The sequence below is a fragment of the Desulfovibrio sp. ZJ746 genome (genome assembly GCF_011039155.1).
Taxonomy (GTDB): Bacteria; Desulfobacterota; Desulfovibrionia; order Desulfovibrionales; family Desulfovibrionaceae; genus Desulfovibrio.
Genome location: NZ_JAAKEK010000001.1, coordinates 76988 through 93464, shown reverse-complemented (window position 1 = coordinate 93464; position 16477 = coordinate 76988). Strand labels below are relative to the sequence as shown.

The window sequence follows — 16477 nt, the reverse complement described above, 5'->3', positions numbered from 1 at the left end:
GCACAATGCCAGCGCGCGGCCCGGCGCCGCCTCCACACCGGGGGCGGCTCTCTCTTGCCGAAACAAGCCGGGGCGGCGCTTTTCCCAGCCTCAAGGAGTCAGCTCATGAAAAGGACATACCAGCCGAGCAAGATCCGCCGCGCCCGCAGGCACGGCTTCCTCGCGCGCATGGCCACGCCCGGCGGGCGTGCCATCATCCGCCGCCGCCGCGCCAAGGGCCGCAAGCGCCTGGCCCCCTAGGCCCGGGCGCGGCGGAGCATCCCGTTGCGGCCCGAGGCACAGGGCATGCCCCACCCGGGAGCCCAGGCGGCCTATCCCAAGGCGGCCCGGGTTCGGCGCAGGGCGGAATTCACCGCCTGCTACGAGCGCGGGCGCCGTCTGCACAGCCCCCATTTTCTGCTTTTCCTGCTGCCGGGGCATGAGGCCCGCTCCCGCACGGGCATGGCGGTTTCCCGCAAGGTGGGCGACGCGGTGACGCGCAACCGCATAAAGCGCCTGTTGCGGGAATTTTTCCGCCTGCATGCCGGTGCGCTCCCCCCGGGGGATGTGGTGGCGGTGGCCAAGCGCCAGGCCGGCGAGGCCCGGCTCGACCTTGCCGCTGTCACCGCCGAGCTTCTGCCGCTCCTTGAGGGGCGGGCGAAACACGGGCGCCCCGGCACGCGCCAGCAACGCGCGGCAGCTTCGGAGGGTCAGGCGCCGTGGCCGGCATAGTCCGCAGGCTCTGCATCCTGCCCATCCGCCTGTACCAGTGCTGCATCTCGCCGCTCCTGCCGCCGGCCTGCCGCTTCACGCCCACCTGTTCCGCCTATGCCGCCGAGGCCATCCTCCGGCACGGCATCGCGCGCGGCGGCTGGCTCGCCCTGCGGCGCCTCATGCGCTGCCACCCCTGGGGCGGTTCGGGCTATGACCCGGTGCCACCCCCAAGACGTCGCCCCGGCGACCCGCCTTCGTCCGAGGAGTAGACTTTTCCATGCAGGACAACAAAAATCTCATCCTGGCCATCGTTCTCTGCCTCGTCATCCTTTTCGGCTGGGGCCATGTGGCCGAATACATGGGCTGGGTGGCCAAGCCCGACCCGGCCCAGGTGGCGGAACAGCAGGAAGCGGCCCGCAAGGAGGCCGAAAAGGCCGAGGCGCGCAAGGCCGAGGCGGAGCGCACGGCGACGCTGCCCACCTTCACCCCCTCGGCCGGGCGCGACGTGACCGTGGATTCGCCGCTGTACAAGGCGGTGCTCTATTCCGGGGGCGGCCCGCTGCGCTCCTATGAGCTCAAGAAATACCAGGCCGGCCTCGCGCCCGATTCCCCCCTCGTCAACCTGGTGGACGAGCGCACGGCCGCCGTGGCGCCGCTCGGGCTCGTCATCAACGGCCAGCCCTCGTGGAGCACCGGCCAATGGGCGCTGGACGGCGCGGACGGCCTCACGCTTGCCGAGGGCCAGCAGGGCACCCTGCGCCTCACCGGCATGGTGGACAACCTGCGCGTCGTGCGCGAGCTCAGCTTCAGCGCCGACACCTACCTCATCAAGGAAAAGATCCGGCTCATCAACACGGGCGGCCAGCCCCGCAGCGTGCGCGTGGGCGCCACGGCGGCGCTCGATTCCAGCATCGCCACGGGCAGCCAGTACGACTCCATGCGCGTGGCCTGGGACGAAAACGGCAGCGTGGACGAGGAATCCTCCGGCAAGACCCTGGGCACCACCGGCGTGCAGGCCACCGGCAAGATCTGGTGGGCCGGCCCCATGAGCACCTATTTCCTCGCCGCTGTCCTCCCGGGGGACCCGGATTCCGTGACGGTCAAGGGCGTCGCGCAGAACACGGTCTTCCGCGCGGCCGTGGAGGAGCCGGAGCTTTTGCTCAACCCCGGCGAGGAGCGCGAGCTTGCCTATTCCTACTGGTTCGGCCCCAAGGTGCGCTCGGAGCTCGAGGCCGTCTCCGACCAGCTCGCGCGGAGCATCCAGCTCGGCTTTTTCAGCATCATCGCCAAGGGCCTGCTCTGGCTGCTCGAATTCTTCCACAGCTTCGTCCACAACTGGGGCGTGGCCATCATCTTCCTCACGCTGTTCATCAAGGCCGTGTTCTGGCCGCTCACGGCCAAGAGCTACGCCTCCATGGAAAAGATGAAGCAGCTCCAGCCCATGATGCTGGCCATCCGCGAGAAGTACAAGGGCAACCGCGAGGAGATGAACAAGGAGGTCATGGCGCTCTACAAGACCTACGGCGTCAACCCGGCCAGCGGCTGCGTGCCCATCCTCATCCAGCTCCCGGTCTTCTTCGGCCTGTACCAGGCACTGCTCACGTCCATCGCGCTTCGGCACGCCTCCTTCATCACCTATCTGCCGGGCACGGACATCATCTGGCTCGCCGACCTCTCGGCCAAGGACCCGCTCTACATCACGCCCATCATCATGGGCATCACCATGTTCCTCCAGCAGCGCATGAGCCCGCCCCCGGCCGACCCCATGCAGCAGAAGATCATGCTCTTCCTGCCGCTCATCTTCACCGTGCTCTTCCTCAACTTCCCGTCGGGCCTCGTGCTCTACTGGCTGGTGAACAACATCCTCTCCATCTTCCAGCAGTGGCTCATGATGCGGAAGCTCAAACACGGCGGCAAGACGCCCCAGAAGGCGCCCGCCGCAAAATAGCGAAAACGGGGCGGCCGGCGCGGCCGCTCCGGCGAGGCTTATACGTATGGACGGATTCAAGGAGTTCCAGGGCAAGGACCTCGACAGCGCCATAGCGGAAGCCTGCGCCTATTTCGACTCGCCGCGGGAGCGGCTCGAGATCGAGATCGTGCAGGACGCCAAGACCGGCATCTTCGGCATCGTGGGCGCGCGCAAGGCCAAGGTGCGCGCCCGCCGCGTGCAGTTGCGCGAGGCCGTGGAAAGCGTGCTCGGCCCCCGGGGCGGCCAGCGTGCTGCCGCCAGCGAGGAGGAGGGCCGCGCCCCCCGCGGGCAGCCCAAAAAGTCTCGCGCCGAGCGCCGGCCTCACAAGGCCGAAAGGGATGATGCGCCCGAAACGAGCGCCGTGGAAAAGGAAACGCCGGCCCCGGAAGCCGAACCCGCGCCGAGGGAGCCTGAGCCCAAGGCCAAGGCCACCGAGACCGCCCCAGCGCCGGAAGAGCCGGAAAGCGCAAGCCCCGCGCGCCCCGCAGGGCGCCCCCAGCAGGGGCGCCCCGGAGCTTCCCTGCCGGCGCCCCGCGCCGCGGCACCAGGGGAAGCGGTGGAGGAGAGCCCGGCCCCCGCGCCGGCGAGCCACCCTTCGCATGCCACCCACCCTTCCCCCGAGGCGCACGCACCGGGCGCGCCCGCGCCTGACCTCGACGCCGACGACGCGCCCGAGGGCCTGCCGCGCACCCCGCTGGAAGAGCTGGACGCGGAACGCCTCCAGAGCCTCACCGAAGAGACGGTCAAGGAGCTCGTGCGGCCCATCACCGGTGGCCGCGTGCCCGTGACCGTGCGCGTGGAGGACGGCCGCGTGCGCGCCAATGTGGACTGGAGCGGCGAGGCCGGCCTGCTCATCGGCCGCGAGGGGCAGACGCTCGCGGCCTTGCAGTACCTGGCCTCGCGCATGGTCTCGCACGGCATGAACGCGGCCGTGCGCGTGCAGCTCGACATCGGCGATTACCGCCTGCGCCAGGACGAGAAATTGCGCGCCGTGGCCCTGAGCCTGGCCGAAAAGGCCCGCGCCACCGGGCGCCCCTATTCCACGCGGCCGCTTTCCTCCTACCATCGGCGCATCATCCATCTCGCCCTCCAGGATGCGGACGACCTCCAGACCCGGAGCTCCGGGGATGGCCCCCTGAAGCGGGTGGTCATTTCGCGGCGCCGGCCCGAGGGCGCCTAGCGGCCCCTTTCCCGGAGGGCGCATGAGCACCATCGCCGCCATAGCCACGCCGCCGGGCGCCGGGGGCATCGGCATCGTGCGCATTTCCGGCCCCAAGGCCAAGGAGGTGCTGGCGCGCGTCTTCCTTTCCCTGTCGCCGGGCTTTGAGAATTTCGAGCCTTGGCGGCTGCACCGCGGCCGCATGCTGGACAGGCACGGGGAAGAGCTTGACGACGTGCTCGCCGTGTTCATGCCCGGCCCGCGCACCTTCACCGGCGAAGACATGGCCGAAATCCACTGCCACGGCGGGCCCTTCCTCCTCGAGGAAGCGCTCACGAGCGTGCTCTCGCTCGGCGCGCGCCAGGCCGAACGCGGCGAGTTTTCGCGCCGCGCCTTCGAGAACGGGCGGCTCGACCTCTCCCAGGCCGAGGCCGTGGCCGAGCTCATCGCCGCGCCCTCGCGCGAGGCCGCGCGCCTTGGCCTGAGCCGCCTCGACGGCCAGCTCGGCCGGCAGACAGCGAGCTTGCGCGAGGCGCTGGAGGATTTGCGCGCCCATGCGGCCCTCGGCGTGGACTTTCCGGACGACGAGGTGCCCTCGCTTGAGCCTGCGGCCTTCGCCACGGCCGTGGACACGGTGGCCGCGTCCGTGCGGCGCCTGCTCGCGGGCAAGCGCCGCGGCCGCCTCATGCAGGACGGGGCGCAGGTGGTGCTCGCGGGCGCGCCCAATGCCGGCAAGTCCAGCCTGCTCAACGCGCTTTTGGGGCGCGACAGGGCGCTCGTCACCGACATTCCGGGAACCACGCGCGATTTCCTGGAAGAGCCGTGCGATTTTGGCGGGCTGCCTGTGCGCCTCGTGGATACCGCTGGCCTGCGCACTGACAAGGCTGGCGCCGACACGGTGGAGGCCCTGGGCATGGCCCTCACCCGCGAGCGGCTGGCCGCGGCCGACCTTGTGTTCGTGGTCGTGGACGGCGAGCGCCTTGGCGAGGCCGGCGCCCGGGCCGCGACCTGCCCGGACCCGGTGACGGCGGAAATACTCGCCTTGGCCGCAGGTGTGCCCGCGCTCCTCGTATGGAACAAGTGCGATGTCTGCGCGCCCGGGGGCGCCGGCGCGTGGCCCCCTGCCTGGGCCGGCGAGCTCCCGGCGCTCATGGTGAGCGCGGCCACGGGCGCCCATGTGGAAGAGCTCGCCGCGCTCGCCCGCGCGCAACTGCTGGACACCGCGCCCCCGGCCGACGGCGCTCTCGCGCCCAATGCCCGGCAGGCGCTGGCCCTCGAGCGCGCCCTTGAGGAGCTGGCGGCCCTTGCCGCCGACATCCGGGCCGGCCAGCCCCATGACTGCTGTCTCGCCCGGCTGGACACGGCCGCGGCGGCCCTCGGCGAGGTCACGGGCCTGGGCACCCCGGCGGAAGTACTGGACCGCATTTTCGCGCATTTTTGCATCGGCAAGTGACATGGACCTCACGGAACTTTCCCGCCGCCCCACGAGCGAAGAGATCAACGCCATGCCCCTGCGCCATTACGAGGGGCCGGTGGAGGTGGTGCGCACCCCCGAGGCCTGGGAGCGCGCCGAGGCGGACATGCGCGCCGACGGCATCCTCGGCTTCGACACCGAGACGCGGCCCACCTTCCGCAAGGGCAAGCTCAACGCGCCCTCGCTCATCCAAATTGCCACGGCGAAGACGGTCTATCTCGTCCAGCTCGGCTGGCTGCCCTTCGGCGAGGCCTGCGCCAAGCTGCTCGCCTCGCCCGCGATCATCAAGACCGGCGTGAGCATCGGCGACGACATGCTGGCGCTGGCCCGCATCCATCCCTTCACGCCCGCGGGCCTTGTGGACCTGGGGCAGGTGGCCCGGGCGCACAGGCTGCCCAACCAGGGCCTGCGCACGCTCGCGGCGAGCCTCTTCGGCTGGCGCATCTCCAAGGGCTCCCAATGCTCCAACTGGAGCCTCATGGACCTCTCGCAGCGCCAGATCGAATACGCCGCCACCGACGCCTGGATCGGCCGGCTCATCTACCTGAAGCTCAAGGAACTGGGCCTCACCGACGGCAGCCCCAACGAGCCGCTGGCCACGCGCAAAAAGCGGAAGGGCGGCGCGTGATGGCGGCCGGGCCCGACGCCCCTCCCCGTGCCGCGGCCCCCAACGCCGACCCTGCCGACGCGCGGCCGCTCTTCTTTTCCGGCGGCACGGCCCTGCGCGCCACGAGCCGCGCCCTTGCGGGGCGCACGCGCCATTCCGTGCACCTGCTCACCACCTTTGACTCGGGCGGAAGTTCCGCGGCCCTGCGCCGGGCCTTCGCCATGCCGGCCGTGGGCGACATCCGCAACCGCCTGATCGCCCTCGCCGACGCCGACGCGGTGCCCCCCGCGGCGCTGGACTTCTTCACCGCGCGCCTCCCCCCTCATGGGGACCCCGAAGAACTGCGCGACCGCCTCAGCGCCATGGGGCAGGCGGCCCACCCCGCCTGGCGCACCATGCCGGAAGCCTATGCCCGGGCCTTCCGGCTCCATCTCGGCCATTTCCTGCGCCGCATGCCCGCAAGCTTCGACCCGCGCCTCGCCTCCCTCGGCAACCTGCTCCTCGCCGGCGGCTACCTGCGCCACAAGCGCGACCTCACCCCGCCCATCGCGCTCTTCAGCCAACTGCTCCATGTGCGCGGCACCGTGCTCCCCACCGTGGAGGAAAGCCTGCACCTCGCGGCGGAACTCGCCGACGGCAGCCTCGTGGTGGGCCAGCACGAGTTCAAGGCGCTTGCCGCCCCGGTGGCGCGCCTGATGCTCACCGTGCACGAGCCGGGCCGCGGCGCGGACGACGGGGCAGGCCCCGGCGCCCCGACGCCCTGCCGCCCGCGCCTTTCCTCCGTGGCGGCGGAGCATGTGCGCACGGCAAGCGCCATCTGCTATCCCATGGGCAGCTTTTATTCCAGCGTGCTCGCCAATCTTTTGCCCAGCGGCGTGGGCCGGGCCGTGGCCACGCGCGCCTGCCCCAAGGTCTTCATCCCCAATACCGGCACGGACGCGGAACTCGCCGGCCTCGGCGTGGCCGGGCAGGTGGCGGCCATTTTGCGCACCCTGCGGGCCGACGCGCCCTGGGCGCGCACCGAGGAACTGCTGCAAGTGGTGCTCGTGGACAGCCGCCACGGCCGCTATGAAGGCGGACTGGGGCCCGAGACTGTGCGCGCGCTCGAGTCCATGGGCGTGCGCCTTGAAGACAGGGACATGGTGATGGAAGCCGAGCCGGGCCGTCATGATCCCGGGGCCGTGGCACAGGCCCTGCTCGAGATCTGCGCCCGGGGGGCGGCATGAGCCCCAGCTCCCCCGGGGAAGGAGGGGCGCCCGACCCCGCACTCACCATCGACGCCGAAAGCGCCGGCATGCGGCTGGACAAGGCGCTGGCGGCTCTCGTCCCCGAGGGCCTGCGCGGACGGCGCCGGCGCATCGAAGAGGGCGGCGTGCTCCTCAACGGCGCGCCCTGCCGGGAGCCCGCGCGACGCCTCAGGGCCGGCGATGCGCTCGCGCTCGTGCCCCAAGCGCCCCAGCCTGAGCCCCGGCAAGATTTGGCGCGCCTGCTCGGGCGGCAGGGCGATTTTTGCTTTCTCTTTAAGGGCGCGGGCCTCCACAGCGCGGCCCTCCCCGGCAAGTCGGGGGACAGCCTTGAAGCGCGCCTCCACGCGCTCTGCGCGCCTGTGCTCGGCCCGGGAGAGCGGCCGGAACTCCTCCAGCGGCTCGATCTGGGTACCTCGGGCCTTGTCTGCGCGGCCCTGACGCCGGCTGCGGCCCGCGCCTTCCGCGCCGCCGAAGCCGCGGGCCAGTGTGAAAAGCGCTATCTCGCCCTGCTCACGGGCGCGCTCGAAGGCCCCGTGACCGCGCGCCGTCGGCTGGACACCAATGACCGCCGCACCACGCGCCCGCTGGACGAGGACGCCGGGCCCTTGCGCCGGACGGACTTCCTGCCGCTCCATGTCTTTGAGGGCGAAGCAGGCGCCCTGCTCTCTACCCTGCTCGGTGTCGTCAGGGCGGAAGCGCCCCCGGCGCTGACCTTTGCGGCCTGCCGCATCCGGCGCGGGGCCCGCCACCAGATCCGCGCCCATGCCGCAAGCCTCGGCCATCCCCTGCTCGGGGACACGCAGTATGGCATTCCGACGGAAGCCGAAAAATATACGCCAGCCGCACCGCGCTTCTTCCTCCACCATGGCCTGCTCGCGTGGCCGGGGGAGCGCTGCTCCGTGGCGCCGCACTGGCCATGGCTGGAAGCACATCTCCCCCCGGAGGCACGCCGGCGCGTCCACGGCTGGCTGGAGACGGCCGATTAACCGCCAGGCCACCCGCCGCGAGGCAGGTGGCCTGGGTGTGGCGCGTCCGCCCCGAGGGACGGCAAAAATGCTCTAGCCGCAGCGGGAGAAGCCGCAGGCCGGGCAGATGAGGCAGCCCTCCTGGAAGAGCAGGGCCTCGCCGCATTCCGGGCATTTTTGGGCCTCGATATCCGTGACCTGCCCGAGATGCTCGTCCTTGAGGTAGCGCTTTTCCAGCACCCAGGCGATGGCGTCCGGGATGGAGAGCAAAAGCCCCTTGCCGCGAAAGACCGGGTGCTCGCCGCCGATGCCCTTGATCTGCGCCACCACGTCGCGCACGGCCACGCCCGAGCGCAAGGCCAGCGAGACGAGGCGGCCGATGGCCTCGGCCTTGGCCGTGATGGAGCGGCCCGACTTGCCGATGGTGGCGAAAACCTCAAAGGGCTGGCCGTCCACCTCGTTGACCGTGAGATACATGGCGCCGAGGCCGGTCTGCACCTTCTGGGTGAAGCCCTGCACCACGTCAGGCCGCTTGCGCACGGCCGAGGCAGCGGGGGCCGGCGCTTGTGTGGCGTTGCCGCCGTCCATCTTTTTCTGGCCCTCGCCCGTGGCGAGCACCTGCACGCTCTTGCAGCCGTCCCGGTAGACGGTCACGCCCTTGCAGCCCTCCTTGTAGGCGAGCCAGTAGATGTCGTGGATATCCTTTTCCGTGGCGGAATTGGGCAGGTTCACCGTTTTCGAGACCGCGTTGTCCGTGTGCCGCTGGAAGGCCGCCTGCATGCGCAGATGCCACACCGGCGCGATGTCCATGGCGGTCACGAAGGTCTTGCGCAGCTTCTCCGGCAGGAACTTCATGTCCCGGATGGAGCCGGTCGCCGCCACGCTCTCCATGAGCTCGGCGCTGGCGAGGCCCGCGTCGGCCAGCGCGGCCTCGAAATAGGGATTGACCTCCACCAGGCGCTCGCCGTCGAGGATATTCCGCGTGAAGCAGAGCGCGAACAGCGGCTCCACGCCGGAGGAGCAGCCGGCGATGATGGAGAGCGTGCCCGTGGGCGCGATGGTGGTGACCGTGGCGTTGCGGTAGGGGCCTTCGCCGCGCTGCGCGTAGACGGATGCGGGATAGGCCGGGAAGGCTCCGCGCTCGCGCGCGAGCCCGGCCGAGGCCTTGTGGCCCTCCTCCTGCACGAAGGCCATGAGCCGCTCGCCGAGGGCCACGCCCTCGGGCGAGTCATAGGCCACGCCGAGCTCATAGAGCAGGTCGGCGAAGCCCATGACGCCGAGGCCGATCTTGCGGTTGCGGCGCACGGTCTCGTCGATCATGGGCAGCGGGAAGCGCGAGGCGTCGATGACATTGTCGAGAAAGCGCACGGCAAGGCGCACGGTGCGGCCGAGGCCCTCCCAGTCCACGCCCTTCTCGGCCGGGTCGGCGTCGTCGTTGTGGCCATGCACATAGAAGCAGGAAAGGTTGATGGAGCCCAGGTTGCACGCCTCGAAGGGCAGCAGGGGCTGCTCGCCGCAGGGGTTGGTGGACTCGATCTCGCCCTGGTCCGGCGTGGGGTTGTCGCGGTTGATGCGGTCGAGGAAGACGATGCCCGGGTCGCCGGACTGCCACGCCTTTTTCACCAAAAGGTCAAAAATCTCGCGCGCGGGCAGGCGCCCGGCCACTTCGCCCGTGCCGGGCAGGCGCAGCTCATACTCCTCGCCGCGCTCCACGGCCTGCATGAAGGCCTCGGTGAGGCCCACGGAAAGATTGAAGTTGTTGAACTCGCCCTCGCGCTCCTTGGCGCGGATGAAGTCCACGATGTCGGGATGGTCCACGCGCAAAATGCCCATGTTGGCGCCACGGCGCGTGCCGCCCTGCTTGATCTGCTCGGTGGCGGTGTTGAAGATGCGCAAAAAGGACACCGGCCCCGAGGCCACGCCGCCCGTGGAGCCCACGCGGCTCTCCTTCGGGCGCAGGCGCGAGAAGGAAAAGCCCGTGCCGCCGCCCGACTTGTGGATCATGGCCGCGTATTTCACGGCGTCGAAGATCTCCTCGATGGAGTCGCCCACGGGCAGCACGAAACAGGCGGAAAGCTGGCCCAGGTCCGTGCCCGCGTTCATGAGCGTGGGCGAATTGGGCAGGAACCTCCAGCTCGTCATGAGGTCGTAAAACTCGCGCGCCAGCGCCTCGGGCGCATAGGGCGATCCGGGATACTTGGCCTCTTCCGCGGCCACGGCCGTGGCCACGCGCCAGAAGAGCCCGCGCGGGTTTTCGGCCAGTGTGCCGTCCAGATCCTTGCGCAGGTAGCGCTTTTCGAGCACCACTTCGGTATTGGGCTTGAGGGAGGGCCGGGGCAAGTTCCTGGGCATGGAGATCATGGCGCGCGATCCGTTGGCTGATGTCTGTAAAAAGAGAAAAAAACCGAAACCAAGCGGGCTGTATACGCCAGGCCGGCCCGAAACAAAAGGCCCGCAAGCCCGCTTGCTACCGATAACCGCGCAGATTTACGGAGAAAAATTTTATGATTTTTTCTTGAGTCCGGCGGGAGCCCGCTTGCCGCCGGGCGCGAAGATGCGCGCGCCGCTGCGAGCGTCCCGGCGGGGCGCCTCACGGCCCAGCCGCACCAGAGAGCCGGACGCCACGGCCCCGGCATCCTCCAGCAGCGCGAGGCCGCAAGGGGCGCAGCCATAGCGCGCAAGCCCGTCCACGCCCGGAACGGCAAAGGGGGAGGAGAGGACGCGCGCTTCCCGCGCGGATGGCTGCGGCGGATGGCTTTCGCCTGCCTCACCTTCCGGGGCCGCTGCCAGCAGGAGCGGCGAGAGCGACAGGCTGCGCTTGGTGAGGCCGGCCGCGGCCGTGAGCTCGGCCAGCCAGCGGGGCGCCCCCTGCGGGGAAAAGGTGAAATGACACCAGGCGCCGCGCGAGAGGGGACACGGCGTGTCGACAGTGCAGGGCGCGACGGCGTGAAGCCCTCCCTCCAGAGCCAACTCGCGCAAGCGCATGAGGGTCGTTCCGCCAAGCCGCGTGCCCGGCTCCACAAAGAGCAGGGCCGGGGGCGCCGGGCTCCTGTCTGCGGCGTCCCCCCCCGGAGGCAGCCCGGCCTCGCCCGGCCCGAGCAGCGGCGCCCAGGCGGCGAGCAGGCGGTCAAGGCGTTCGCCCAGCGCGTCCCCGGGGCCGTCTTCCAGATCGTCCAGCGGCCCGGCAACATCCGGGTCATCTTCATCCTCGCGGGCAGAGCCGTGCCCCCGGCGCGGCGGGCGCACCTCGTTGAGCACATTGGCAGCAGTCACGAGCCACGGGCGCCCGCCCTGGCGCAGCAGGGGCAATGCGCGGGCGGCCAGGCTTTCCAAGGGGCCGCGCGCGAGGCGCACCGGCCACACGGGCTCGCCCGTCACGTCACCCAAGGCGGCGAACAGCGCCCGCCCCAGTTCCAGCGGCTGGCTCGCGCTGTCCAGCGCCAGCACCTGCACCGGCGCTGCGCGCCATTCGGTCCGCGCCAGCCAGAGCGCCAGCGGCACGGTGAGCGGGCCGGAGCCCGCGTCCAGCAGCAGGGCCGGGCCGTTCCCGACTCCGGGCGCGGGCAGGGGCAGCCCGCGGAAGAGCCGCGTGAGGCGCACGAGGTTCCACGGCAAAAAATAGTGCAGGTAGGCGCTCACAAAGGCCGGGCGGCTCCAGTAGGGGCGGCGCAGCTCCGCCCTTTCGGCCGTGAGCGCGCGGGAAAGCGCGGCGATGTCTTCCGGCAGGGAGCGGCGATGCGCGCCCGTGAGCGGCCTGACGCGCGCAAGCGCTTCGGGAAGGCGCGCGAGCAGCGCCTGCGCGGCCGCGTCCAGCGTCGGGAAGAGCTCGGCCGTCACTTCCCATGCTGCGGAGGGCCTGGGCGCTGGCCGCACAGCGCGGCGGGGCGCCTTGCCGTCAGCGCGCGCCCCCTGTGGCCGGGGCTTTGCGGAGGGCCTTTCGGGGGCCCTTGCGGTGGATTTCGCGCCTTTTGTACGGCCCTGGGCGTTGGGGCGGGACGGCGTGGCGGCAGGGGCCGCAGGGGGTCTGCGTGACATTCATTCTCCCAGGCGCATGTGCGCAAGATAGGCCTGCTGGAATCCCGGTCCTTCGGTGAGCCCAAGCACGGTGGCGCCTTCGCAGAGCGCGGCCAGCGCCCTCATGCGCTCCGGGCAGGCCGCCAAAAGGCAGGCCCCGGAAAGCGCCGTATTGCCCACCGCGGCCATGTGACCGAGCGGCACGCCCGGGGCGAAACCAAGGTCTTTCAGGTCGGCGAGGCGCACATGCTCGCCCAACGCCCCGGCCAGCGCCAGTTTTTGCAGGCGCACTGGCGCCACGCCCGCGGCCGCACAGACCGCCTCCAGCGCCACGGCGAAGGCGGCTTTCACCTTGAGCAGCAGCTCCACATCGGCGGCGGAAAGCCAGAGCCCGAGCGGCAGCGGCAGGCGCGCCCCGCCGGGCGCGGGCGTGACGGCATGCGCGAGCGCGCGCGCCAGCGGCAGGGCTGTAGCCTCGGGCGGCACAAAATGGCCGTCCCGATCCAGCACGCCCAGCCGGAACAGCAGGGCCAAAAGCGAGAGATAGCCAGTGGCGCTGATGCCCGCCGCTTCGGCGGGGGCCGCTCCCCCGGGGCCTTGGCCGAAGAGCACCGGCTGCAAACCCTGCGGCCCGGGGCGGAACTCGGCGACCACGCCGGGGCCAGCCATGGCGCCGCGCTCCGGGCCGATGCCCTCCAGCGCCGGCCCCAAGGGCACGCTCGCAAGAAAGAGGCGCCCGTCTTCCGTCAGCAGGGCGAGCTCGCCATTGGTGCCGAGATCCGCCAGCACAAAGGGGCGCGGCGTGTCCGCGGCCAGAAGGGCGGCCAGCCCGGCGCTCACATCCCCGCCCACGAAGGGCGCGGGCAGCGGCGGCACGAGCACCGGCGGGAGGCCCGGCACTTCCACGAAAGCGCCGCCCGGATGCTCGCGCCGGTAGGGCGCTGCGCACAGGCCCTCCACGCTCCGTCCGAGAAAAATGTCCGTCATGGCGGTGTTGGCCGCGAGGCAGATGCGCCCGGGCGGGAGGCCCGAGGCCACGAGGCGCCCCACGATGCCGGCCACGGCCGCGCGCGCGAGGGCGCCCAGCGTGGCGAGCCCCGCTTGCGTGCGGGCAAAGGCCAGGCGCGACATGACATCCGCCCCGGCGCCGGCCTGCGGATTAAGCTGGCTCCCCTCGGCAAGGACGCGGCCGGCGGTGCATGCCTCGCCGGCTGCGCCCACGGCCACGGCGCGCCACTGGAGGGAGGTGGTGCCGAGGTCCACGCCAAGGACGACAGCTTCCCCCGCTCCGGCCCGTCCTGAAGCCCCCGCTCCAGCAGGCGCTTCCGGCCTGACAGGCGCGGCAAGGGCATCGGAGGGCAGCTCCAGCTCGAGCACGCTGCCCGGGGCCATGTCCGGCACGCTGCGCCGGCAGGCAAGGCGCCAGCCGCCCGCGACCTCCCGGGCAGGCAGCACGGCCTCGTCTTCCGGCAGGGGCGCCGGCGCCTCCCCCACATAGCGCACGCGGCAGCGGCCGCAGCGGCCGAGCCCCATGCAGAGCGGCCGCGGGGGGACCGCGCCGGAAAGCCAGATGGCCCGGGCAAGCCCCTCGCCCGGCTGCGCGGTGAACGAGACCGCGCGCGGCGCCGGGCCCCCGGGGGCTTCAAGCCCGGCGGCCGGCGCAAGGCGCACGGTGACGCCCGGTCGCATGGGCGCTCCCCCGCTTATTTCCAGAGGTTGCCGTACTTGGCGGCGATGCCGTCCGTGCGCTCCACGAGCTTGTCCACCAGCGCGTCGAGGTCTTCGGCATTGACCGTGCCCACCTCGCGGGCGAGCAGGTAGCCGAGATAGCCCTTGCCCTGGCTGAACACCCAGCAGACCCCGTAGACGGAGCCCACGGCCGGGCGCCCGGGAAATTCCGGCGCTGTGTTGAGCAGCACGCGCAGCTCGGGCGCGTCCCGCTCCTCATCGGCATTGAGACGGAAGAGGCTGCTCTGGTTGAAGCGCTCCTTGAGGCGCGTCGACAGGCGCGCGCCAAGGCTGTCCGTGCCGTCGAGCTGGACATTGACCACGGTGGTGCGGTCCGCGCTTTTCTCGGGCGCGTCCTGCACGGGCTTGCCCGCCTGGGGCACCGCGGGCTGCGCCGCGAAAAGCGGCGCCGGGGAGAGACAGAAGGCCGCCAGCAGGAGGGCGGCGGGAAGCAGGAAAAGCGGACGGGTGGCGTGCATGGTTTCCTCGCTGGCTGGAGATGGGGCGCCGGGTTCGGACAGTGTTCGGGGCGGCTGCCGCCGGCGCCCGGCAATTAAGAAAAATTCTACACATTTTTTGGAAAATGTCCAAGCGCGCCCGCGCGCACCGTGCCGGGAAGGAGTCTGCTCCACCCGCAAGACTTTTGACCGCCGCGCGCCGCCCCGAAGCTGTGAAGAAAATGGCATATGCGCCCGCTGACGGCTTGAATGCCGATTTTTTTTGGTGTATCGTGCCATCCGATACACCATCCGCCGGGAAGGATGGGGGCTGATGGTTGAAGTCAGGCCCGGTTTTCGCGCCGGGTCATAACCAGGATCTCCACAGGAGGGAAAGGGATGTCTCAGGCAAACTCCGATATCGTTATTGATCGGGGGAAATCGCAGTTCTCTGATCTCTGGAAGAAGGAAGACTACTGGGCCATCTGGATCGGCCTCTTCCTGATCATCGTGGCTGTCTGCCTCGTGTTCGGCGGCCGCTCCGACCTGGAAAGCAAGTACGACCAGTACGCCGCCACCCTCAAGGCCGAGGCCGCCAAGCCCTTCAAGACCATCGAGTGGTACGACGCTTCCGCCGCCCAGAAGGGCCTCCAGGGCCAGAAGCTCCCCGCCGTGGCCGCGCTCATCAACTACATCAAGACGCCGGCCCGCTGGAGCTCCAATCCGCTGGATTCGCTCATCCTGAGCAAGGCTGACGCCGACAGGATGAACGCCTCCGTGCTGCCCAAGGTGGACGAGGCCAAGGCCGCCGAAGCCGCCGCCCTCGACGCCGCCAAGACGGCGCAGGCCATGGCCGCGGACGCCGGCTTTCAGGACAATTCGCTGAACGAGGCCGCCACCGCCGCCATCGGCTCTTGGCAGAAGGCCAAGAAGGCCACCGCCGACGCCTCCAAGAAGATCGTCAAGCCCTTCAACCGCATCCCCACGCTTATCGTGCTCGGGCTCTGCCTCGGCGTGCTCGTCACCATCGGCGCCGTGGTCATGGGCTTCAACGCGGGCCGCTTCTTCGTGGCCTTCCTCGTCGTGTATCTGCTCTGCATCCTCGCCAACATCCTCGGCAACCAGGTGACCATGCGCCGCTACGGCGCCAACGCCGAAATCTGGTCCATCGCCATCGGCATGATCATCGCCAACACCATCGGCACGCCGAAATGGCTTCAGGACGGCTCGCAGGTCGAGTACTACATCAAGATCGGCCTGGTTCTGCTTGGCGCTGACGTGCTCTTCCACAAGATCATGGCCATCGGCATCCCCGGCATCTTCGTGGCCTGGGTGGTGACGCCCATCGTGCTCATCACCACCTTCATCTTCGGCCAGAAGGTGCTCAAGATGCCCTCGCGCACCCTGAACATCGTCATCTCGGCCGACATGTCGGTGTGCGGCACCTCCGCCGCCATCGCCACCGCGGCCGCGGCCCGCGCCAAGAAGGAAGAGCTCACCCTCTCCCTCGGCCTCTCCATGACCTTCACCGCCATCATGATGATCGTCATGCCGGCCTTCATCAAGGCCGTGGGCATGCCCGAGATCCTGGGCGGCGCGTGGATCGGCGGCACGGTCGACGCCACGGGCGCCGTGGCCGCCGCCGGCGCGTGGATCGGCCCCAAGGCCCTCCAGGTTGCCGCCACCGTCAAGATGATCCAGAACGTGCTCATCGGCGTCACCGCCTTCTGCGTGGCCATCTACTTCACCACCAAGGTGGACAACACCGGCGAGAAGGTGGGCGCGGGCGAGATCTGGAACCGCTTCCCGAAGTTCGTCATCGGCTTCCTCGCGGTCTCGGTCATCATGTCCATCATCAGCGCCAACCTCGGCGGCGACTTTGCCAAGATGCTCGTTGACAACGGCGTCAACAAGGTCGCCAACCCGCTGCGCGGCTGGTTCTTCTGCCTGGCCTTCATCTCCATCGGCCTCACCACCGACTTCCGCGCCCTTGCCAAGTACTTCAAGGGCGGCAAGCCGGTCATCCTCTATGTGTGCGGCCAGTCCCTGAACCTGGCCCTGACGCTGCTCATGGCCTGGATCATGTTCTACAAGGTCTTCCCCGAAATCACGGCGCGCATCTAGCGCTCCGCACAGCACAAGCCGCCGCGGCCCAAAGCCGCGGCGGCTTTTTTCATGAGCCCG

General features: G+C 70.3%; 14 protein-coding genes. 10 read left to right on the top strand and 4 right to left on the bottom strand.

Annotation, left to right across the window (positions count from 1 at the left end; genetic code table 11):
• The first annotated feature begins 105 nt into the window (after window positions 1-105).
• Genes rpmH through G7Y54_RS00405 form a run of 9 tightly spaced genes read left to right on the top strand, consistent with a single transcriptional unit; the run spans window position 106 to window position 8135 of the window.
• On the top strand, window positions 106-240 hold the full coding sequence (gene rpmH / locus G7Y54_RS00445; RefSeq protein WP_165075306.1) for a 50S ribosomal protein L34: 135 nt from the start codon (window positions 106-108) through the stop codon (window positions 238-240).
• A 45-nt stretch (window positions 241-285) separates the two neighbouring features.
• Window positions 286-711 carry a ribonuclease P protein component gene (gene rnpA / locus G7Y54_RS00440; protein WP_165075302.1) on the top strand — a complete coding sequence of 142 codons (426 nt, stop codon included), beginning with the start codon at window positions 286-288 and terminating at the stop codon, window positions 709-711.
• Window positions 699-962 carry a membrane protein insertion efficiency factor YidD gene (gene yidD, locus G7Y54_RS00435; RefSeq protein ID WP_165075298.1) on the top strand — a complete coding sequence of 88 codons (264 nt, stop codon included), beginning with the start codon at window positions 699-701 and terminating at the stop codon, window positions 960-962. Before rnpA ends, yidD begins: the two co-directional genes overlap by 13 nt.
• Before the next feature lie 8 nt (window positions 963-970).
• Window positions 971-2641, top strand: coding sequence for a membrane protein insertase YidC (gene yidC / locus G7Y54_RS00430; RefSeq protein WP_165075294.1), 1671 nt, complete (start codon window positions 971-973; stop codon window positions 2639-2641).
• Window positions 2642-2687: 46 nt separating this feature from the next.
• On the top strand, window positions 2688-3842 hold the full coding sequence (locus tag G7Y54_RS00425; RefSeq protein ID WP_165075290.1) for a protein jag: 1155 nt from the start codon (window positions 2688-2690) through the stop codon (window positions 3840-3842).
• Window positions 3843-3864: 22 nt separating this feature from the next.
• The gene (gene mnmE / locus G7Y54_RS00420; RefSeq protein ID WP_165075287.1) at window positions 3865-5274 is read left to right on the top strand and encodes a tRNA uridine-5-carboxymethylaminomethyl(34) synthesis GTPase MnmE; all 1410 of its coding nucleotides are present in this window, start codon (window positions 3865-3867) and stop codon (window positions 5272-5274) included.
• 1 nt (window position 5275) lies between these two features.
• Window positions 5276-5923 (top strand): 3'-5' exonuclease, encoded by a 648-nt coding sequence (locus G7Y54_RS00415; RefSeq protein ID WP_165075283.1) that lies wholly within the window; start codon window positions 5276-5278, stop codon window positions 5921-5923.
• Window positions 5923-7128, top strand: coding sequence for a GAK system CofD-like protein (locus tag G7Y54_RS00410; RefSeq protein WP_165075279.1), 1206 nt, complete (start codon window positions 5923-5925; stop codon window positions 7126-7128). Before G7Y54_RS00415 ends, G7Y54_RS00410 begins: the two co-directional genes overlap by 1 nt.
• Window positions 7125-8135 carry a pseudouridine synthase gene (locus G7Y54_RS00405; RefSeq protein WP_165075276.1) on the top strand — a complete coding sequence of 337 codons (1011 nt, stop codon included), beginning with the start codon at window positions 7125-7127 and terminating at the stop codon, window positions 8133-8135. The genes G7Y54_RS00410 and G7Y54_RS00405 overlap by 4 nt, the downstream gene beginning before the upstream one ends.
• Window positions 8136-8207: 72 nt before the next feature.
• Here G7Y54_RS00405 and G7Y54_RS00400 read toward each other — a convergent pair whose 3' ends face one another.
• From G7Y54_RS00400 to G7Y54_RS00385, 4 genes are all read right to left on the bottom strand, one after another.
• The gene (locus G7Y54_RS00400; RefSeq protein ID WP_165075272.1) at window positions 8208-10475 is read right to left on the bottom strand and encodes a vitamin B12-dependent ribonucleotide reductase; all 2268 of its coding nucleotides are present in this window, start codon (window positions 10473-10475) and stop codon (window positions 8208-8210) included.
• Between the two features lie 141 nt (window positions 10476-10616).
• Window positions 10617-11951 (bottom strand): small ribosomal subunit Rsm22 family protein, encoded by a 1335-nt coding sequence (locus tag G7Y54_RS00395; RefSeq protein ID WP_165075268.1) that lies wholly within the window; start codon window positions 11949-11951, stop codon window positions 10617-10619.
• A gap of 198 nt (window positions 11952-12149) precedes the next feature.
• The gene (locus G7Y54_RS00390; protein WP_165075265.1) at window positions 12150-13817 is read right to left on the bottom strand and encodes an ASKHA domain-containing protein; all 1668 of its coding nucleotides are present in this window, start codon (window positions 13815-13817) and stop codon (window positions 12150-12152) included.
• A gap of 14 nt (window positions 13818-13831) precedes the next feature.
• On the bottom strand, window positions 13832-14335 hold the full coding sequence (locus G7Y54_RS00385; protein WP_241159311.1) for a hypothetical protein: 504 nt from the start codon (window positions 14333-14335) through the stop codon (window positions 13832-13834).
• Window positions 14336-14692: 357 nt separating this feature from the next.
• Here G7Y54_RS00385 and G7Y54_RS00380 point away from each other — a divergent pair, with 357 nt between their 5' ends.
• Window positions 14693-16417, top strand: coding sequence for a putative sulfate exporter family transporter (locus G7Y54_RS00380; RefSeq protein WP_165075262.1), 1725 nt, complete (start codon window positions 14693-14695; stop codon window positions 16415-16417).
• The last annotated feature ends 60 nt before the right edge of the window (window positions 16418-16477 follow it).